This is a genomic window from Streptomyces sp. NPDC048473 (genome assembly GCF_043200155.1).
Classification (GTDB): Bacteria; Actinomycetota; Actinomycetes; order Streptomycetales; family Streptomycetaceae; genus Streptomyces.
In genome coordinates this window covers 1-18698 of sequence record NZ_JBICXE010000076.1, presented here as the reverse complement: position 1 = coordinate 18698, position 18698 = coordinate 1, and the positions used below count along the sequence as shown (strand labels likewise).

At 67.7% G+C, this 18698-nt stretch carries 19 protein-coding genes and 4 pseudogenes; 11 read left to right on the top strand and 12 right to left on the bottom strand.

Going from position 1 to position 18698, the window contains the following annotated elements; translation table 11 throughout:
• Nucleotides 1–615 precede the first annotated feature (615 nt).
• Entirely contained in the window at nucleotides 616–1278 is a 663-nt protein-coding gene (locus tag ACGFU7_RS44540; protein ID WP_393704185.1) for a hypothetical protein, read from the top strand.
• A gap of 123 nt (nucleotides 1279–1401) precedes the next feature.
• On the opposite strand, the gene ACGFU7_RS44535 is transcribed toward ACGFU7_RS44540, so the two are convergent.
• The 3 genes from ACGFU7_RS44535 to ACGFU7_RS44525 form a co-directional block, all read right to left on the bottom strand.
• Complete coding sequence (locus tag ACGFU7_RS44535; RefSeq protein WP_393704183.1) at nucleotides 1402–1749, bottom strand: hypothetical protein; 348 nt, start codon at nucleotides 1747–1749, stop codon at nucleotides 1402–1404.
• Between the two features lie 235 nt (nucleotides 1750–1984).
• The gene (locus ACGFU7_RS44530) at nucleotides 1985–2902 is read right to left on the bottom strand and encodes an IS5 family transposase (protein ID WP_393704182.1); all 918 of its coding nucleotides are present in this window, start codon (nucleotides 2900–2902) and stop codon (nucleotides 1985–1987) included.
• Nucleotides 2899–3747: a putative RNA methyltransferase gene (locus ACGFU7_RS44525; protein WP_393704180.1), complete on the bottom strand. Its 849-nt coding sequence runs from the start codon at nucleotides 3745–3747 to the stop codon at nucleotides 2899–2901. Before ACGFU7_RS44525 ends, ACGFU7_RS44530 begins: the two co-directional genes overlap by 4 nt.
• A 328-nt stretch (nucleotides 3748–4075) precedes the next feature.
• Between ACGFU7_RS44525 and ACGFU7_RS44520 the strand changes: the two are divergent.
• From ACGFU7_RS44520 to hemC, 6 genes and pseudogenes are all read left to right on the top strand, one after another.
• Nucleotides 4076–4418: pseudogene (locus tag ACGFU7_RS44520) on the top strand (ArsR/SmtB family transcription factor).
• A pseudogene (locus ACGFU7_RS44515) lies at nucleotides 4415–4902 on the top strand (SulP family inorganic anion transporter); the annotation flags it as partial. The pseudogenes ACGFU7_RS44520 and ACGFU7_RS44515, both read left to right, overlap by 4 nt.
• Nucleotides 4903–5024: 122 nt before the next feature.
• Entirely contained in the window at nucleotides 5025–5312 is a 288-nt protein-coding gene (locus ACGFU7_RS44510) for a DUF1905 domain-containing protein (protein WP_393704179.1), read from the top strand.
• A gap of 299 nt (nucleotides 5313–5611) precedes the next feature.
• Nucleotides 5612–6679: a hypothetical protein gene (locus ACGFU7_RS44505; protein ID WP_393704177.1), complete on the top strand. Its 1068-nt coding sequence runs from the start codon at nucleotides 5612–5614 to the stop codon at nucleotides 6677–6679.
• A complete protein-coding gene (locus tag ACGFU7_RS44500; protein WP_393704176.1) occupies nucleotides 6672–7247 on the top strand; it encodes an O-methyltransferase in 576 nt (191 codons plus the stop codon). Before ACGFU7_RS44505 ends, ACGFU7_RS44500 begins: the two co-directional genes overlap by 8 nt.
• Before the next feature lie 18 nt (nucleotides 7248–7265).
• The gene (hemC, locus tag ACGFU7_RS44495; RefSeq protein WP_393704174.1) at nucleotides 7266–8201 is read left to right on the top strand and encodes a hydroxymethylbilane synthase; all 936 of its coding nucleotides are present in this window, start codon (nucleotides 7266–7268) and stop codon (nucleotides 8199–8201) included.
• A 388-nt stretch (nucleotides 8202–8589) separates the two neighbouring features.
• On the opposite strand, the pseudogene ACGFU7_RS44490 reads toward hemC, so the two are convergent.
• Nucleotides 8590–8673, bottom strand: a pseudogene (locus ACGFU7_RS44490) (IS5/IS1182 family transposase); the annotation flags it as partial.
• A gap of 108 nt (nucleotides 8674–8781) precedes the next feature.
• Here ACGFU7_RS44490 and ACGFU7_RS44485 point away from each other — a divergent pair.
• Entirely contained in the window at nucleotides 8782–9201 is a 420-nt protein-coding gene (locus ACGFU7_RS44485; protein WP_393704173.1) for a hypothetical protein, read from the top strand.
• Nucleotides 9202–9365: 164 nt separating this feature from the next.
• Here the strand turns inward: ACGFU7_RS44485 and ACGFU7_RS44480 are convergent, their stop codons facing one another.
• Together ACGFU7_RS44480 and ACGFU7_RS44475 are read right to left on the bottom strand one after the other, a co-directional pair.
• The gene (locus ACGFU7_RS44480) at nucleotides 9366–10052 is read right to left on the bottom strand and encodes a hypothetical protein (RefSeq protein ID WP_393704172.1); all 687 of its coding nucleotides are present in this window, start codon (nucleotides 10050–10052) and stop codon (nucleotides 9366–9368) included.
• Nucleotides 10053–10193: 141 nt separating this feature from the next.
• Nucleotides 10194–11636 (bottom strand): NF041680 family putative transposase, encoded by a 1443-nt coding sequence (locus ACGFU7_RS44475; protein ID WP_393704187.1) that lies wholly within the window; start codon nucleotides 11634–11636, stop codon nucleotides 10194–10196.
• Between the two features lie 295 nt (nucleotides 11637–11931).
• On the opposite strand from ACGFU7_RS44475, the gene ACGFU7_RS44470 reads away from it, so the two are divergent.
• Nucleotides 11932–12282, top strand: coding sequence for a DUF4333 domain-containing protein (locus ACGFU7_RS44470; protein ID WP_393704171.1), 351 nt, complete (start codon nucleotides 11932–11934; stop codon nucleotides 12280–12282).
• 297 nt (nucleotides 12283–12579) lie between these two features.
• Here ACGFU7_RS44470 and ACGFU7_RS44465 read toward each other — a convergent pair whose 3' ends face one another.
• From ACGFU7_RS44465 to ACGFU7_RS44450, 4 genes are all read right to left on the bottom strand, one after another.
• Nucleotides 12580–13344, bottom strand: a complete 765-nt coding sequence (locus tag ACGFU7_RS44465) for a pentapeptide repeat-containing protein (protein ID WP_393704170.1) — start codon at nucleotides 13342–13344, stop codon at nucleotides 12580–12582.
• 51 nt (nucleotides 13345–13395) lie between these two features.
• A complete protein-coding gene (locus ACGFU7_RS44460; RefSeq protein WP_393704168.1) occupies nucleotides 13396–14226 on the bottom strand; it encodes an ABC transporter permease in 831 nt (276 codons plus the stop codon).
• A gap of 121 nt (nucleotides 14227–14347) precedes the next feature.
• A complete protein-coding gene (locus ACGFU7_RS44455) occupies nucleotides 14348–15262 on the bottom strand; it encodes an IS982 family transposase (protein ID WP_393704167.1) in 915 nt (304 codons plus the stop codon).
• Nucleotides 15263–15336: 74 nt separating this feature from the next.
• On the bottom strand, nucleotides 15337–15855 hold the full coding sequence (locus tag ACGFU7_RS44450) for a DUF1203 domain-containing protein (protein WP_393704165.1): 519 nt from the start codon (nucleotides 15853–15855) through the stop codon (nucleotides 15337–15339).
• Between the two features lie 415 nt (nucleotides 15856–16270).
• Between ACGFU7_RS44450 and ACGFU7_RS44445 the strand changes: the two genes are divergently transcribed.
• Nucleotides 16271–16759 (top strand): MarR family winged helix-turn-helix transcriptional regulator, encoded by a 489-nt coding sequence (locus ACGFU7_RS44445; protein ID WP_393704163.1) that lies wholly within the window; start codon nucleotides 16271–16273, stop codon nucleotides 16757–16759.
• Between the two features lie 489 nt (nucleotides 16760–17248).
• The gene (locus ACGFU7_RS44440; RefSeq protein ID WP_393704162.1) at nucleotides 17249–17653 is read left to right on the top strand and encodes a nuclear transport factor 2 family protein; all 405 of its coding nucleotides are present in this window, start codon (nucleotides 17249–17251) and stop codon (nucleotides 17651–17653) included.
• Between the two features lie 64 nt (nucleotides 17654–17717).
• Here ACGFU7_RS44440 and ACGFU7_RS44435 read toward each other — a convergent pair.
• Both ACGFU7_RS44435 and ACGFU7_RS44430 read right to left on the bottom strand, forming a co-directional pair.
• Nucleotides 17718–18123, bottom strand: a pseudogene (locus ACGFU7_RS44435) (IS5 family transposase).
• On the bottom strand, nucleotides 18123–18533 hold the full coding sequence (locus ACGFU7_RS44430) for a transposase (RefSeq protein ID WP_393704160.1): 411 nt from the start codon (nucleotides 18531–18533) through the stop codon (nucleotides 18123–18125). Before ACGFU7_RS44430 ends, ACGFU7_RS44435 begins: the two are co-directional and overlap by 1 nt.
• Nucleotides 18534–18698 lie beyond the last annotated feature (165 nt).

Below are 18698 nucleotides of genomic sequence, written 5' to 3'. Positions count from 1 at the left end.
TCACCAACCCCGTCGCCAACATCACCGCGGCCGCCAACTACGCCGCCCACCGCTACGGATCGATCGACAACGTCAACTCCGCCTACTGAGCCACAGACACAGCCCCCACCTCACGAACCAGGACCGGCATCGGCAGCAGCACCACTGCCTGAGCCGGTCCTTCTGCTCAGTACGCCATCCCGCACCGGGCTGACGCGAAAGATCCACCTTGCGGCCGAAGCCCCCGGCTCCTGGCCTTCGTCCTCACCGCCGGGCAGGCCGGTGACGCGACTGTCTCCCTGCATGTGGTGGCCGACCTGGGCGTTCCCATCGACAAGGGCGACCTCGCGATCCGGTTGTTCTTGCCCACGCTGTGTCAAGGAACGACACGCCGATTCCGGGGTGAGCGGGTATCGGGAAGTAGCCCAGACGGGCGAACGGCGCATCAATTTGCCTGCGCGCAAAGGTCATCGACAGATCGTCAGGTTCCACCTGAATGGCATACGGGTGGCTGCCATCCCGATCGGTGCCTCGGCTCAGCCTATCGATATGCCCGATATGACAGGCGTGGGGGGTGTAAGTACGTTCAGTTACGGGTCGGCTGCTCGGTCGACCTCTCTGAACAGGAGAAGTGACATGGTTCCACGATCCACTGTCGTGACCGCCGCCATCGCGGCCGCCATGGCCCTGGCCGCCACCGGCAGCACCCTCACATCGGCAGCCACTACCGAGCCGGCCCACGCGGCCCCGGTCGTCCGGCAGGCCGCCGCCCCGGCTTCGGCCCCCAAGGGCGGGAGCGAGGCCGGGAAGGGCGACCAGGGCAGAGGCGACGAGGGCGGGGGCAACGGCGAGGGCAGGGGTAACGAGGGCAGGGGCAACGAGGGCGGGGGCAACGGCGAGAACAGGGGTAACGAGGGCAGGGGTAACGAGGGCGGGGGCAACGGCGAAGGCAGGGGTAACGAGGGCAGGGGTAACGAGGGCAGGGGCCACGATGAGGGCAGGGGGTACGACGAGGGCAGGATCCACTTCAACGAGCGGACGTACTCCGCCTACCCCGGCGGCTGCATCACCGCGGCCAGCGGCCTCGGCTCCACGAGCTTCAACATCTTCAACGACAGCCGGCGGACCGTCGAGGTATTCCGCGGGGCGACCTGCGACAACGGTGGCCCCATCGCCGTCGTCGGCCCCTACGGCGCCACCGAAGGTGTGTTCCCGCAGCCGGTCGACGGAGGCGTGTTCGTCAATGACGGAGTGGGAGGGAGCTTCCGAGTGCTCGGATACGGCTTCGAAGACGAGTGACGGAGTTGCGCGCGTGACGTGACGTAGAACCCCGGCCCGCCGGAATCGGGCCGCGGTGTTCTTGTCCAGGCACCTCGACCAGGACACCCCGGTTCCGGATGCCCTCACCTGACCCGCGCCCGATCAACCCGCACATCTGCCGCGCCATGCTGAAATGCGCAGCGAGGCACCGCCGGCCACGCCGGAACGGCGGCACCGTACGCGGGGATGTGCGGCGTTGAAATCACGGACTGCTGGGAAGAAATCGGCCCTGTCCTTCAGCGGACGGCCTTCCTCGACGCCGCAGAAGTCGATGCGTTCCCAGCCCGTCCAAGGATCCCGGCGATCGAGAGTGATGGCGAAGCGCTCGACCATGCTCGTGCCGCCGCCACCGGACAGTGCCGGCACCGTGTCATCGCTGAACCGCAGCGCCGCGCACGCGAGGCCCTGTCGCCCCTGATCGGCACGGATTCCGGCGGTCGGCGCCGCCACTTTTGCCGCGGCCTCGTCCGGACCGGCACCGGGTCGGCCCTCCGCCGACCGCCGCTCACGGCAGGTTGGCCTGGGCCTGAAGCCGGGCGAACGGGCCGGTGTCCTCGTAGCCGAACACGAGGAGCCCTCTCCGAAACATTACGCAATATATAAATTGCGAAGATCTGCAATTACTTACATGGTGTGGCTGCTCTGCCTGCCTGGTAGTCGCGGGCACAGCACTGGGCCGTGACTCTCAACTCCGTAGCCAGGTGATTACCGCCGCAAGCACGGCTGCGGAGCGGTAGACGACGGCGAGTTTGTCATAACGAGTGGCCAGGCCCCGCCACTGCTTGAGCAGGTTGAAGGACCGTTCCACTACGTTCCTGCGTTTGTAGCTCTCGGCGTCCAGTGTGCGGGGTCGGCCGCCGCCGCGACCTTTTCTTTTGCGGTTTGCCTGCTGGTCGGTGCGTTCGGGGATCACAGCGCGGATGCCACGGGCCATGAGGTCTGCGCGGATCTGCTTCGAGGAGTACGCCTTGTCTCCGAGCAGGGCGTCCGGTGTGGTTCGTGGTCTGCCGCGGCCGAGTCGTGGGACGCGGATATCGCCCAGCACGAGGGGCAGGATCTGTCCGTCGTGGACCTGGCCCGGGGTGACCACGACGGCCAGCGGGCGGCCGTTGCCATTCACCGCATGGTGGATCTTGGTTGTGAGGCCCCCGCGGGATCGGCCTATTCCGTGTCCCACGGGCTCATGTCCGGTCGCAGTGGCTTCGCTCTCGCTGTGGCAGGTGGCGGCGCCGGCGTCCTTCTCCGGTCGGGTCGTGTTCGTGGCGTGCTGGGGAGCCCGGTTGATCGTCGAGTCGACCGAGACCGTCCAGTCGATCTGCCCGATCGAGTCCGGCTGTGGGGTCAGATGTGCCAGAACCGTGTCCCATGTGCCGTCAGCAGCCCACCTGCGAGGGCGTTTCCATACTGCCTGCCAGGGCCCGAACGCGTCGCGGGGCAGGTCTCGCCACGGGATCCCGGTGCGGTACCGGTAGGCGATCCCCTCGATGATGCGGCGGTGGTCGGCGAAGGGACGCCCTACCTTCCCGGTGTTGCGGGGAAGGTAGGGCGCCAGGCGTGCCCACTGCTCGTCAGCCAGCAGGTGCGTGCGCCCGCTCGCGGTCACCGAGGCCGGTAGGCGGTGGCCAGTACGGAGACGGTGACCTGATCGGGCAGGAGGCCGGCATCCTCCAGGTCTGCACAGCTCAAGTGGCGTGCGCTCGGCGTCATCCCCACCAGGTCGAGGGCCTCCAGCCCGGTCAGGGACGTAAGGTACTCGATCTGCTCGGTAGCGGCGGCCTCGAAGCAGGGGTCCAGCGCCTGGTGCAGGCGCTGTTCCTTAAACGGGTCGATCGTGACCATTGCAGACACCTGGCCGCGCAGCTCGTCCAGGTGCCGCCCGGTAGGACGTACCACGACCAGCCGGCCGGTCGGGCGCAGCACTCGGTGAAACTCGGCCGGGTTGCGCGGAGCGAACACGTCCAACACGACGTCGGCCACCCCGTCGGCCAGCGGGAAAGGACGGAAAACGTCCCAGGTCGCCGCAGCGGCTCGTTTATGCGCTCGGGCTGCCGAGCGCAGCGCGCGCACTGAGGTGTCCAGCCCCAGACCACGGGCGCCGGGCAACTGGTCGAGTACCCCGGCCAAGTAGTAGCCCGTGCCGCACCCGACGTCGACGACCGTGCCCTGCTCGGGCGCGGCGCCGGCAGCCAGGTGGGCCACTGCCTGGAGGATGGGCCCGTACCTGCCGGTGGACAGGAACCGATCCCGGGCCCGGGCCATGGCCGCGTCGTCGCCGCTGGTGGCGCGGCTGCCCGTCAAGAGGCTGACGTAACCGTGACGGGCGATATCGAAGGTGTGGCCCGCGGGGCAGCGCAGTGCGCCGCCGTCGGGGTGGAGACGGGTGCGGCATGTCGGGCAGCGCAACAGGTCGAGGAACGGTTCGAGGGCGGGGAGAAGCGACACAGGCACAAGGCACTCCTGGCAACGGTGAAGGAAAGGACCGTGCCTGCACGCGCGCTCGAAAGTCGCCGCCCCAGGAAGGAACGGGCCCGGCGTCCGGCCACCTGGGTACGGGCAGCGCCGGGAACATGATTCACGCAGCAGGCACACCAAGGAGGGCGATGCCGTCCGGCGTCGCCCTCAATGCCTTCCGATCACAGGAAGCAGCAGTGCGGGGTACTCATGAATGCCACACCGCGATTCTACGAGCTTCGCCGGAAGCCTCTCGCACCGCCGAAGTTGAGAGGCACGGCCTAGTCGTGCCCGCGCTCGCAGGGCGATGAGAGAGACCCACATCGTGTTGGCTCCGCTGTATCAGGCCAAGGCCGACTTCTTCAGGATGCTGGGGCATCCGGTGCGGATTCGGGTGCTGGAGTCGCTGCAGGGTGGGCCGATGCCGGTACGGGATCTGCTCACCTCGATCGAGGTGGAACCGTCGGCGCTCTCTCAGCAGCTGGCGGTCCTGTGTCGCTCGGGGGATCGTGACCGCGACCCGCGGGGGTTCGACCGTCGTGTATGAGCTGGCGGGCGGAGATGTGGCTGATCCGCTGCGGGCCGCGCGGCGGATTCTGCCCCAGATGCTGACCGGCCAGAACAAGCTCTTGGCGGAGCTGAGGGAAGCTGAGGTCTCCTCGCGATGAGTACGTTTCCCGCCCTGGCCTGGAGCCGGGTTCGTTCTCTGCTGCCTGCCCGTGCCGACTACGCGGTCATGGCGCGCAACCCGCGTCGGGATGTGCTTGCCTGGCTCACGGTAGCGATCGTGGCATTGCCGATCGCGCTGGGATTCGGGGGGTGGCCTGCGGGCTCGGCGCCGAGGCCGGGCTGGCGACCGCCGTGGTCGCGGGTGCGCTGGCCGCACTGTTCGGTGGTTCGAACCTTCAGGTCTCGGGCCCCACCGGTGCGATGACGGTGGTGTTGGTGCCGATCGTCGCGCAGTACGGGCCCGGGGGCGTACTGACGGTTGGGCTGATGGCCGGGGTTCTCCTGATCGCGCTCGCCCTGCTGCGGGCCGGTCGGTACATGCAGTACGTTCCCGCACCAGTGGTGGAGGGCTTCACTCTCGGTATCGCCTGCGTGATCGGCCTGCAGCAGATCCCCAGCTCTCTCGGGGTGGCCAAGCCGGAGGTGTGACTGAGCACTTCACCCGGCGGGTTGAGCGTTGCCAGAGCAGCCGTCATCTATAGCCCCAGGTGGCACCACATGTACGCTGCCCGGGATCTGGCCCTCTCGATGAACGGATTGACCTCATGAAAGTCGTGTTCACCGGCCGCGTGATCGAATGGCGTGGGCCTTCACCGTTCTACTTCGCCACCGTGCCCGAGGAACAGGCTGCCGACATCCGCGAGGTGGCTGTGTTGGCCACGTACGGCTGGGGCGTGGTCCCCGTCGAGGCCCGCATCGGCGAGATCGCCTTCACAACGTCGCTCTTCCCTAAGAGCGGCGGCTATCTGCTACCGCTCAGGAACGCTGTACGCAAGCCACAGGGCCTCTCGGCAGGTGACGATGTGACCGTGAATATGACCGTCCGTCTCTAAGTGAGCGTTTGATTCTCGGTTGTCCGTTTCATTTGGGGTCAGGTGTCGCGCCAGTTCTGGGTGTTCTGTTGGGTGAGGCGTCGGGTCGTGAGGTTGATGGCGGCGATTTGGATCACGCTGCTGATCGGTCTCGACGGCGAGGGCGATCTCTCGAGAAGACGGCTGATCTCGGATCGCAGGGAAGACGATGCGGGCGCGCCTGGCGACGATTCCCGCACCCGATCCTCCTCGGAGGGCCGGGTCCAACTGTCTCTCGCACGCCGCGAGTAACCGCCGTAACGCCCCGACTCGTCCAGCGCATGCGAGGGGAGCGTACGCACGCACCGGAGTGTGCCCCCGGTGCGCCCTATCTTGCCGACACTCTGTCGGTATCTACTCGCCGCATGACTGCGCCCACCAGACCGCGTTCATCGGCACCCGCCCCCGAAGGCGTCAATCCTTCCCGTGCACGCCAAGCCGTCCGCGACCTCTATGCCCGCCCCACACTCACGCCTGCGGACCTTAGCGCCCCACTTCTGGTCCTCCCCAGCAGCCAGGAGAAAGGCCCCCGTTCCCTGCCTGGCGCCGTAGCACTGGAAGAAGTCCCTCAGACCGTCGAACGGTGGGCCCGACTCGGTATTCGGGGCGTGAAGTTGTTCGTCTACGGCCACGACCGCGACGCCAGGGGCTCCGCCGCAATTGCTCCCGACAACCGGATGGTTCGGGCCATCGCCGTAGTGAAGGACACCGATCCGGGCATGGCGGTCACCACCGAGGTGTGTGGCTGTTCGTGGACCGACCACGGGCAATGCGTGCTGCGCACCCCGGCCGAAGGCATCGACCTCACCGCGACGTTTCACCTGATGGAGCAGATGGCCGTGCAGCACGCCGAGGCCGGCGCGGACGTCGTCTCGCCCACCGCGATGCTTGATGGATCGGTGAGAACGGTACGTACCGCGCTGGACGAAGCCGGGCTGCGGGACGTAGGCGTGAACCCCAGCCTCGCCATCCACACGACCCTGTACGGGCCATTCAAGACACTGATGAAGACGGACCCCGCCTCCGGCAACCGCCGCGGTCTCCAGCTCGAACCGGGACGCGCGGACAAGGACACCCTCGTCCAGGCCCACCGGTGGATCGCCGAGGGCGCTGACTCCCTGACGCTTCAGCCCGTGATGAGTGCCGTGGACGTCCTCACGCGGCTCCGCGACAGCCAGCAGGTGCCGCTGGTCGCCTACTCGACCTCTGGTGAATGGCCGGCCCTGTGCGCCCTGGGAACAGAAGGCATGTGTGAGTACACCGCAATGCTCAAGCGGGCCGGAGCTGACAGCATCCTGACGTTCGCCGCCGAACAGGTGGCCGCACACCTGGAGGACCCGCGTGGATGACCGCCCCTGCTTCCGCCCGGCCGCCCTCGACGGCATCCTCGCCGACGCAGCCACGCTCGGGTTCGCCATGTCATGCGAAGACCGCACCGGATCCCTCCTCGCCACCCTCGCCGCCTCGAAACCGGACGGCCACATGGCCGAGCTCGGCACCGGGGTCGGCGCGGGGGCTGCCTGGCTGCTCCATGGCATGAGTTCCGACGCCCGCCTGATCAGCGTCGAGATGGACAGTGCCCGGCAGGCGGTCGCAGCCAAGCACCTCGGCGTCGACCTCCGCATCAGCTTCGAGGCAGCCGATGCCGACAACTGGCTCGACACCTACACCGGACCGCCGCTCGCCCTGGCGTACGTCGACTGCCGGCCAGGGAAGTTCCACCGCCTGGACGACCTTCTCGACCTGCTGGAACCCGGCGGCCTCTACGTTGTCGACGACCTGTTGCCACAACCCACATGGCCCAGCGACCACCGGCCCCGCGTCGACACCTTCCTCGCACACCTGCCCGAACAAGCCAACTTACTTGCCACTCCCGCGACATGGGCGTCCGGGGTGCTCATCGGAGCCCGTATCTGACGGTCTATCGTGAGCGGCATGTCCGCCCCTGAGCTGATCCGCATCGTGTCCCGCGACTCACCCATGGCCCTCGCCCAGGTGGAGCGCGTCCGTGCCGAGCTGGCCGCGCTCCACCCCACCACCGCCACCGAAGTCGTCCCGGTCAAGACGACAGGTGACAAATGGATGGGCGACCTCTCCCAGGTCGAGGGCAAGGGCGCGTTCACCAAAGAAGTCGACCAGGCACTACTCGCGGGGGAGGCCGACCTCGCAGTGCACTGCGTCAAGGACGTCCCCGCCGACCGGCCCCTGCCCGCCGGGACCACCTTCGCCGCCTTCCTCGAACGCGACGACATCCGCGACGCACTCATCCACCCGGACGGCCTGCAGCTCGACCAGCTCCCGGCCGGCACCCGGATCGGCACCTCCTCCGTACGCCGCATCGCTCAGCTGGCCGCATCCCACCCGCACCTGGAATGCGTACCGATGCGCGGTAACGCCAACCGCCGCCTTGAGAAACTCGCCGCAGGCGAGGCTGACGCCCTGCTCCTGGCCGTCTCCGGACTCGAACGCATCGACCGCACCGACGTGATCACCGAGATCCTGTCACCCGAGGTGATGTGCCCGCCGATCGGAGCCGGAATCCTGGCCCTGCAGTGCCGCGAAGGCGACACCGCCCTGATCGACGCCGTCAGCCCACTCGGCCACCCCGCCACGTACCGTGAGACCACCGCCGAACGGATGTTCCTCCACGTACTGCAAGGCCACTGCAACAGCCCCATCGCCGGATACGCACAGGTCGAAGGCAACAGCGAACTCTCGCTACGGGCCAAGGTCTTCACGCCCGACGGCAAGACCGTCCTCAACGCCCACGAATGGGCCGGCCCCCTCGACCCCGCCACTCTCGGCACCTCCGTCGCCGTCAGCCTGCTGCGCCAAGGTGCACGCGAGCTGATCGACAGCATTGCGCACTGACTCCCGTCCGCAGCACCGCGGGAGCAGGACTACACCCTGATCGACTGCCCGCCGTCGCTGGGACGGCGCCCACGGGGGTGACGGAAAGCTGTTGGCACTGCTGTTCGCCAAGTGGGGGCACACGGACTCGGGCACTGGTCTCGTGACCGTCTACGGTGCGGAAGGCGGCATCCTTTCGAACGGCAACTACTGATGACCCCGGGGGCGTTACCCCCATCGGGCCCTCTCCTGGATCACCGGGAGAGGGCCCTTTCGTATGCCCGTCCCCGGTTACCCTCTGCTGGACCGTCGGTCGACGCAACGCGACGACGCTGGTGTGCGTACGGTTGCCCCATGGCTACGGAGTACCTTGGGGACCGCCTGGCCCGACTACGGCGGGTGGCGGGCCCGACTCCGGCCGCCCCCGGCGCGGCGCGTCGGCGCCCTCGCGGCACAGTGCGGTCACCAATTTGCCGAAGGCACGCGGGCTCAGCCCGGTGAACGGGGCTAGCCAGACATCTCAGGCGCTTAACCCGTCAAGCCGGGGGCCCCAAGCTGCTGTGTAGCCTGGCGATCTGTTCGAACTGATGAGGGGCTGAGGGTGGACGTCGAACGACGGCATGCTGAGATTCAGCTCCCCGAAGGGTCCTGGTGGGACTGGGACGTGGTCGCCTGGAACGCCGGGCAGCTCCGGCTTGCTGCTGGTCATGATCTGACCTACCACCATGGCCTGGAGCTGGTCTTTGACGACCCGGTCTTCGTCAGCTGCCCGTCGAGCTTCCACGATCCGACTTTCCGTACCCCGTCGCCTGACGAGCTTCTGCAGGTCACTCGTCAGCTCGGCGGAGAACTGCCCGTCGTGGTCGCCTTCGAGGCCGACGCCGACGGGCGGGAGCCTGTCTCGTGCCTCATTGCCGCCGAGCGACTCGAGATCGTCCAGGAGACCGTCCTGAGGTACTGGCGCGAGGACGCGGCGCCTGGCCAACGCTTCGCTCCCTGGGTGCGGTCGCCGGGCCAGTAGAGGCGCCCGCCCATGCCGCTGCCGTGCGCATCTCGTCGGACGAGAACGGGAAGGCGATTGCCTCGTCGTATCGCTGACTCTGCTTCGCGCACTGTGCATTCATCAGATCATGCCTCCCCACGAAGTGGATCTTGACACATCAAGATCCACTTCTGGAACGCACCCTAGTCCCGCTGTGCGGGCCCGAGGGCGGGTGGCGTCTGGTGGTCCCCGGAGGGGCTGACGTCGCCGTTCTCCCACTCGGGGTCGTAGGCGCAGGGCACGGTGGCGCCGCCGGTGAAGTACTCCCGGTCCGGGAACCAGGTGAAGGACATCCGCTCGGCCCCGTCGTCCCGCTGGACGAACAGGTCCCAGTCCCTGCCTTTCGCGCCCTCACGGTAGGACGTGACCTCCCAGCCGTTGTCCTTGAGGTGCTGGTGCAGTCGGCGGAGGCCGGAGACGGCCCGGCTCGCGGGCACGTGGTCCAGCGCCCAGCTGTGGCTCATCCGGTAGGCGCCGTCGACGGTCTTGTCCTCCAGCCCCAGCAGGCCCCCGTCGTAGCAGAAGCCGGAGCTGAACGTGTTCTCCGTGCTGACGCCGATGTCCTCGACTCCTGGTTCTACGGTGCGCTTGAACCCCACGACGTCGTACGCCTCCTGGGAACGTTGGAAGGCGCGGCTCGCCATGTCCTCGGGCGCGACGCGGGGAAAGTCCGTCGACCCCCATGAGCCCCATGCGAGCTGGACGAGCGGAACGAGTGCGACGACGACGAGCGCGGCGCAGCCGCATCCGAGGGCCCCGAGGACGGAAGAGGGGGACCTGGACTCGGTCGGGGCGGGGGTGGTGTTGGTTGGTTCGGTCTCCTCGGGCATACGGGGACGGTATGTCAGCGGGGGAGCGCGGTGGATGGGCGCGGTTACCCGGCAAGGAGTGGGTACGCGTACTCAATTGATCCGCACTCGTATGTTCGACGGGTAACGACTTCCGAAACAGGACTTAGCTTGTTTTTTTATCTACCAAGATCTTCCGGGTTTGCCGATGGCCTTGAGAGTCTCGGGGCGTTTGACGGTCTTGCCGACGTCGTAGCGGGGTGCCCGGTGTTTGTTCTTGGCGCCGGGTGGCCGTCCGGGGCCGGCGCCTCGGGGTTTGGGAACACGGGCCGGACAGGCGAGGTGAGCGCGGATGTTCCTGAACCCTCTGCGGACCCGAGCCGGGGTGAGCCGGTCGGAGGTGGTGGGTTTCTCCCAGGGCCGGCGGAGGTCCGCGGCCAGCGGCCGGGCGAGTCGGAGCTGGGTGTGAGCGACGATCAGGATCCAGGTCCAGCGGTCCGCGGCCTCGGGCGTGCGGAGCTTCGGGGTGGTCCAGCCGAGGGTTTGTTTCGCGAAGCGGAAGGTGTGCTCCAGATCGAAGCGGCGGAGAAATGCCTGCCAGAAGCGGTCCACGTCGTCCAGGGTGGCGCCGGTCTTGGAGGACCACAGCCACACCGGCGGGGCATCCCGACCCTTCGACAGGTGCTCCACCTTCAGCCGCAGCAATGTCCCCTCGACCAAGGGTAGTTCACCGTCGTGGTCCAACCAGGAGGAGCGGTGGGTGAGCCGGGGGTGGACCCGGTCCCACGCCTGGGTTTCGGCCTTGCCGTAGTTGGTGGTGTCCGTGACCGTGGTGATCGCGGGCTCGGGCCAGGTCTCCGGCTTGGTGAAGCGGAATTCCGGACCGTGCTTGGGCGGCCGGCCGTTGACCCCAGGCGTCCTCGGTGGCTTCGGCAGACGCATCACACGGTCGGAGCGGACGCGGCCGACCATCTTGACGGGCAGGTCGCGCAGGACCCAGGCCAGGCGGGTGACGTCATAGCCGGCGTCGCTGACGATCACGATATGCGGGTCCCCACTCTGCCACCGACCCGCTGCGATACGCCGCTCGACGACACCCCTCAACTGGGCGGCGGTGACCGCGGTTGCGTCATCGACCGGGCCGAGCCGGACCACGTCCAGGATCGCGGTCCAGGACGTGGCACCCGGCTCCAGCACGGCCACGAAAGAGTACGGCCAGCCCGGAATGAACTGCGACGCTGTCTTCGCCCGGCCGTAGACGTGGCAGAACAGCCGCTCCGCCGAACACGGCGCGTCCGAACGAAGCCACGGCGACACATCGACCGCCAGGACCAGGCGCCCGCCGTCGAACCGCGGCAGCGACAGCCCGGCCAGCACCATCCGCAGCCGGCCGACGTCGATCTCGCCGTGGTTCAAGCCGCCGTACATCGCTCCGTGCCCACGACGATGCTCCGGCAACAGCGTCAAGTCCACCGGGGACTTCACCGCACCGTCCGCACACAGCACCGCGTCCACCAGCTCGAACAACTCGTCGCGCCGAGCGGTCAGACACTCGTGGAACTCGCCCCGGAAACGTGACGCTTCCTCGAACGCTTCCCTCCGGACAGCATCAGGCAGCAGACTCACCCTCACGGCCTTCGTCGTGGTCACGTGCACCTTGGTCGGAGCACATGATCAGACGAAGGCCGCCCCCCACGTCCGGCGAACCCTCAGGTGAGCGACCCAGTTCGAGACACCATTCGATGCCGGAAGATAACGAACAAGAAGCGGCGCCCGCCCCACTCCTCGTCCTGCAGGGGTGCACAAGCTCCTCTCCGGCCGCGCAGGCAGTGGTGCGGGAGCACTCCGCAGGGACCGAGAGGCAACTTCACGTCACCACAGGGGGTTGTATGAGCACGGACAGCCGGATAGGACTGTCCGCGTGACTGATCAACGCAGCTTCGCCCGTACCGTCATCGCGCTCTCCCTGGCCGTGATCGCCTGTTGTGCGCTCACTTTCACCATCATGCTGCTGGCCGGGAGTCCCGCCGTGCAGCCGCAGCGCGTCCTGGATCAGGACGCGCTGGCGCGGGCGGTGCTCAACAACGTCAAATCCGCCGACTTCGCCAAGCCCCCGACCATCGACGATGTCAGCTGCCCCGCTTCCATTCCCGTCAAGGCGGGCCGGGAGTTCGAGTGCAACGTCGACGGCGTCGGCGACGGCAACAGCAGCGGCCATGCCTGGGTCAAGGTGAAGATCAAGGACGATCAGGGCGACCTGTCACTGGGCTGAGGAACGGCAGAGCGAGCGGGACCGCAGCCGTGACATCGGGGCCGTCCCGGCCCCTGCTGGCGACAGTAGTGGACCACCTATAGCCCCAGGCCAGGGGCAAGACCGTCAAACGCCCCGAGACTCTCAAGGCCATCGGCAAACCCGGAAGATCTTGGTAGATAAAAAACAAGCTTAGAGGCCGCGCAGATAGGCACGGTGGTGGTAACCCGACTGCAAAACAGCACTGGTCTTGGCGATCATGGAGTTGCGACGCTCTGTGATCACTGGGGAGACCAGCGCCTGTCTTGCTATCGGGGTTCAGCCGATGACGTTCAGGCTGAGGGCGGCGCAGATTTGGGCGGCTTGGTCGGGAGAGATGACCGCGCCGCGGAACTGGGCGGCGGTGGCGAGGGTGAGTTCGCCGAGGTCGGCGCCGCGTAGGTCGGCGTCGGTGAAGGTGGCGGCCCGTAGGTTGGCGTCGGCGAGTCGGCAGTCTTCGAGGGTGGAGTCGCGGAAGTCGGTGCCGCCGAGGTCGGCTTCGGTGAAGCGGATGCCGACGAGGTGGGTGCCGCGCAGGCTCAGGCCGTTGAGGTTGGCGACGGCCAGGTTGCAGCGGGCGAGATTGAGGCCCAGTCCGCGGTGGCCGGTGAGGCGGGCGCCGATCATGCGGCAGCCGGTGAAGGTGGCGTCGGTGAGCAGGGCGCCGCCCCATTTGGTGTTGGCCAGGTCGACGCTGTCGCAGATGAGGTCGCCGCAGTCGGCGTCGGTGAAGTTGGCGCCGGCGGCGCTGCCGCCCTTCCAGTGGGCCTGATCGAGTAGGGCGCCGGTGAAGTCGGCTGTCGCGGCGGTGCAGTCGGTGAAGACGGCCTCGGCGAGTTGGGCGCCGCGCAGGTTGGCTTCGGTGAAGGTGCAGCGCGTGAATGTCCGGGGGTGCGGATGGCGGCGAAGGGCTGGGCGCAGGTCCAGGCCGGTGAAGTCGAGACCGGTCAGCTCGGTTTCAGTGGCGAGCAGGGTCAGTGGGTCACCTGGAGGCCCGGCCGGGTCGGTGTTGTGGTCGCTGAACGGCGGTGGTGCATCGGTCACGGGTTCGGCCTCGTTCTGGGGTGTGGTGGTGGATGTGTGCTGGGGGTGCGATCAGCGGGAGGGGATGAGCTCGGTGGTCTGCCGGGGCAGGGTGTCTGTGTTGTTGCGGTGGGCGGTGTGGCGGGCCTTGATGGCGTCGTACGTGAGCGTCAGGGCGAGGCAGGTGACGGCCCACAGGGTGAGGGCGAGCCAGTAGCGGCCGATGCCGTCGCCGGCGAAGTACATGATCTGGCGCAGGCTGCCGGATGTTGAGGTCATCGGCAGCAGGTCATGCAGGGCCCGGATGGGTGCGGGCATGGTCTCGATGGGTAGGGCGGCCCCGGAGGCGGGCATGCCGAGGAACATGAAGATCCCGACGGCGGGCAACGCGGTCATGCGCCCGCAAAAGCGGGACAGGAACAAGGTGGCCATGCCAACGGCCATCACGGTGAGCCAGCCGGTGACGAGGATGGCGGGGGCGAAGCCGTGCACGGCGCCTAGGAGGGGGCCGGTGATGAGCCAGACGGCGACTGCGGCGACGGCACCGAAGGCGGCGAGCGTGGCCACCGTGCGCCTGAGCGTGAGGGCGGTGCCGAACACGGTCGAGAGCATGACGGCCGACAGGTAGCCCGCGAGGGTCAGGCCGATCGCGGCGTACATGGTGCTGGTGTCGCTGGTGTCGTGGGCGCTGAGCGGGACCAGGTCGCGGACCTGGAGGAACTGGTGCTGTTGGGCGGCGGCGTTCTGAAACGGCAGGGCGGCCAGGTTGACTTGGGCGGCACTGGCGGCGGAGGCGATGTAGAGCACGGGGCCGTCTGGCTGCTGCGGTTGAGCGAAGGCGATGCCCGCCGTACCGGCGTTGCGGTCATCGGGAGTCGGCGTGGGGACGTAAGCGGCGGCCACGGCCCGGTGCGCTACCAGCTGCCGGGCCTGTTCGGTGGAGGTGACGGTACCGACGTCGTACGCGTCGCCCAGAGCCCCGCGCAGGGAAGCGGCTAGATGATCAATTCCAAGGGGTCTGTTGCTAGTGGTCGTAGGTGGTCAGTGAGCGCAGGACGGGCTGGCCGGTGTGGTCGTTGTGCCAGATCGCGGCGGTCAGCGCGAGGATGCGCTGCATGACGCGGGCGATCACGCCGCCCGGTGTGCGGCCTCGGTGCTGTTCGAGGTTGAGCTGGCCCTTGAAGGTCTCGTTGACCGACTCGATGACCTGCCGCAACGGCTTGAACAGCGGGGCGCCGGGCCGTTCCGGCTCGCCCTTGCGGGCCGGCCGCAGTAGCCGGATGTCCTGCTCGGCCAACTGGTGCTCGAAGTCGCGGCCGAAGTAGTTCTTGTCGCCGATCAGCGTCTGTCCGGGCCGGGCGACCACCAGTTCCGGTTCGGCGGCGAGCAGGTACAGCAGGGTCTCGCGTTCGTCGGCCTTGGCCCCGGTCAGTGCGAAGGCGATGGGCAGGCCCTGCAGGGTGCACACCAGGTGCAGGCGCAGGCCCCAGAAGAAACGGCTGTGGCTGGCGCAGTACCCGTACTCGGCCCATCCGGCCAGGTCGGAGCGCTTGACGGTCTCGCGGGAGCGTCCGCACTCCACCGGGGTGGAATCCACGATCCACACGTCGTCGCTCCATACGGAGGTGTCGGTGGCCAGCACCCGGGTCACCCGCCGCAGCAGTTCGGCGGCCTTGCGCAGCCGCTTGTTGTAGCCGGGCTGCTTGGGCAGGTAGGGGAAGAGATACCGCAGGTGGGAGCGGGCGTGGCGAAGCCACTTGGCCTCGGAGGTGAAGCCGAGCATGGCCTGCATCATGGCGAGAGTGACCAGCTCGGCGTCGGTCAGCTGCGGCACGATGCCTACTGCGGGCCGCCACGGGGCGATATGCGGTGATGCCTTCAGCAGGTCGTCGGTCTTCACGTACAGTGCGGTGGCGAGGGAGTCCAACTCTGTCTTCACACACCGACGTTGGACTCCCTCGCCTTATGCCCGCAGCCGATCCCTTGAAGTCGATCATTCAGGTGGTACGGCTGCTACCGCTCCTTGGCGGAGGGCCGTCGCACCTCGAAGTGGAAGCATCCGTATTCCAGTGCCCTGACGTGTACGAGCACCACGTCCGGATCGTTGAACGCATCGTCGAAGGCTGCATCGAAGCCAGCCGTGGCGTCGGCCGGAATCTCCAGAAGGCGGCCGCCTGCGATATGGCCCCGGGCGTCATAGCGGCGCACGGTACGCAGGGCTCCCGGCCGAGCGAAGGGGTAGTTCTCGCCGGGGGTGAACCCGCCGCAGTCGTCGGCATGGATGAAGACGGGACCCTGTTCGTCGTACGCGCCCGGATCTGCACCCCTCGTGGCGGCCCAGCGACGCAACGGGGCGTACGAAGCAAGGGCGATGCGCTCGCCGAGCGTGATGGGGCGCAGGCAGCAGCGCAGCGGAGAGCCCACGTCGTCGCCGGTCGCGATGTACGGGGCGCAGGGACGGCCCGCGTCGTCGAGAACCCGCAGTTCCTTCAGGACGGCTGCGCCAACGGGGAGCACGGTGTATCTGGTCATGTGCCCATGCTGAATCGAGGCACGGGCGGTTACTGGCAGGAAACGGACGTCACGTTGGTGCACGCCCACGCAGAAGACCGGCCGGAAAGGTCACACCCGCTGAACGCAGGCCGCCTACGACCGCCAACCCCTTGGAATTGACCATCTAGTGGCCTCGTCTGCGCAGGTGGTCCGGCGACCGCGATCTTCAGGTGGTGCGGGGTCGGAGCGTGCATGGCGGCGGTGTAGATGCCGACCAGCAGTGCGGCCATGGCGCGCGGGAACAGCAGCACTCGGGCTATCGGGCGGGTCATGTCTCCTCCTGGGGGCGTCTCGGGGATGCCGCGCCTCTCGGGGCAAATGCATCCCCATAATGCATCTCTCATGATGCATTATGGCGGATGTATCATGAGAGATGTTCCTGAGGAGGATGTACGTGGCATCGCCGACCAGTTCCCTAGACCTCGCTGAGCTGCACCATCTCGGCAGGCGACTCACCGCTGCCGCGATCTCGGCAATGAAGGACGCCTCCGACCTGGGGCCGACCGAGCTGCTGGTGCTGGAGCACCTCTACACCGCCGGTCCGCAGCCGGTGGGGGCCATTGCCCGGCGCACCGGCTTCGCCCAGAGCCGGGCATCCACCGTGGTGGCGTCGCTGCACAAGCGGGGCCTGGTCGAGCTGGGAGCAGACCCCGCCGACCGGCGGCGCACTGTCGCCAAGATCGCTGACCATGCCCGCGCCCAGGCCCGGGAAGCCAGGAACCGGGATGCGGAACCGACTCTGCGACAGATGCTTCCCGCACTCGCCGACACAGAGGTCGACGCGGTGATCGCCGCACTGAAAACGCTCAACAGCGCCCTGGGCGAGGCGCCGCCAGACACCTCCAGCGGCACTGACCCCCACACGAGCGGTCACCCAGAGTAAGGGTGCATGTCCAACTGGTACCCCTCTGCCTTGCTGACCAGCTACTCGGTGCAACAGACCGCGAGCCCCTGGACACCTCACCGCACGGGTCACCCATGTATGGAGCTTCGAACTTCTACAGCCGGGCCGGGAGGCTGAATGCCACCTGCCGCCGCTGGTCACTAACGACCTCACCGGATGCGATCTCGTCCAAAGGCATGAAGCCTGACCGACCACGAGCCCCCGACCTGCGGACTCACGCGGGGCTGCCCACCGCCGCGAGCTCAACCTCCTGTCGACCATCGAAGCTGAGGCGCCCTAAGAACTCCTAACAGAATGGCTCGAGGATGGGGTGAGCCGGGTGGCGGTCACTCGACGCCGTTGCCAGGGTGGACGGCTGCCACCCTCCGATCCGGCCAAAGGGAGGACCTGGCTGCCCAGCCCCGGCTTGCCCCGGGGCGGCTGTGGCCCGGAGCGCCTAGGCTGTCACCGCTACGGAAGGGCGGTGCCATGGATGCTGACTCCCGGACCAGGGTCGCGGTCGAGGAGCATTGGCGGGCTTCGGAACGCGGGGACACCGAAGCCGAGCACGCCATCTACGCCACGGACGCGATCCTGGACTACCCGCAGTCAGGCGAGCGGTTCCGAGGCCGAGCGGCGATCTCGGCGCAACGCGGCGGGCACCCGGCCGACCGACACTTCACCGTCCAGCGGATCACCGCCCATGCGAATCTGTGGGTGAGCGAATGCCTCATCACCTACGACGGTGTGCCTTCGTACTCGGTGAGCATCATGGAATTCGCTGACCAGCACGTGGTGCACGAGACGCAGTACTTCGCCGACCCCTTCGGCGTGCCGGCCTGGCGGGCTGCGCTCGCGGAGCCGATGCCGGGCCGGACCATCGCCGAAGCCTGATTCTCGGGCTTGCTCGGGTCAGCCGGGTGACGAGCCTGTCACTTTGTTGAAGTTCCAAGAACTCCTATTGCGAGGGCTTCAAGCGCCTCCAGCAGATGAGCGCGCATGCGGGGGTGAGGAAGGCTTCATGGATGTCGTCGCGGATCTCCCAGCGGATCCGCAGGCGACGGAACCAGTGCAGGTGGGCGAACGTACGCTCCACGACCCAGCGTTGAGTGCCGAGTCCGGAACCGTGCTCGGTGCCGCGCCGGGCGATCAGCGGGCTTCACGCCGAGGTCCCAAACCAGCCGGCGGTACTTGTCGTGGTCGTAGCCGCGGTCACCCAGCACCACGTCCGGGCGGCGCCTGGGCCGACCGCGCTTGCCACGCACGGGCGGCACGGCTTGGAGGAGCGGGATGAGCTGAGTGACGTCGTTGCGATTGCCCCCGGTCAGGGTGGCGGCGAGCGGGATACCGGTGGCGTCGGTGATCAGGTGGTGTTTGCTGCCCGTCCTGCCCCGGTCGACGGGGCTTCGTCCGGTCTTGGGGCCCCCTTTAGCGCGCGGATGTGGGAGCCGTCGACGGCAGCTCGGGAGAAGTCCAAGGCGTTCGCGTTTCGGAGCTTGGCGAGGAGGACCTCGTGCAGCCGGGGCCAGACATGGGCTTCGGTCCATTCGGCCAGGCGGCGCCAGCAGGTCATGCCCGAGCCGAAGCCGAGTTCTTGCGGCAGGTGTTCCCAGGCGATCCCGGTGTGCAGGACGAACAGGATGCCCTGGAACACCAAACGGTCTGGATGCCGCTTGCGGCCGGCGTGCCGCATCCGACGTTCGACCTTGGGCAGCAGCGGCTCAATCACCGCCCAGAGCTCGTCGTCGACTTCCCACGGCTTCGGCCGAGCCACCCAGCACCCCCCGGATCATCAGTCCCGGAGTGATCCAACCACCTTGAAGATCATTTCGTTAGGAGTTCTAACGGTCTCGGGGGAAATTGAGCTTCGGGCGTGCTGGCCTGGCAGCTCGGCTGGTGGGTGATCAGCGGGCGGTATCGCGGACGAGGGCCAGTTCGG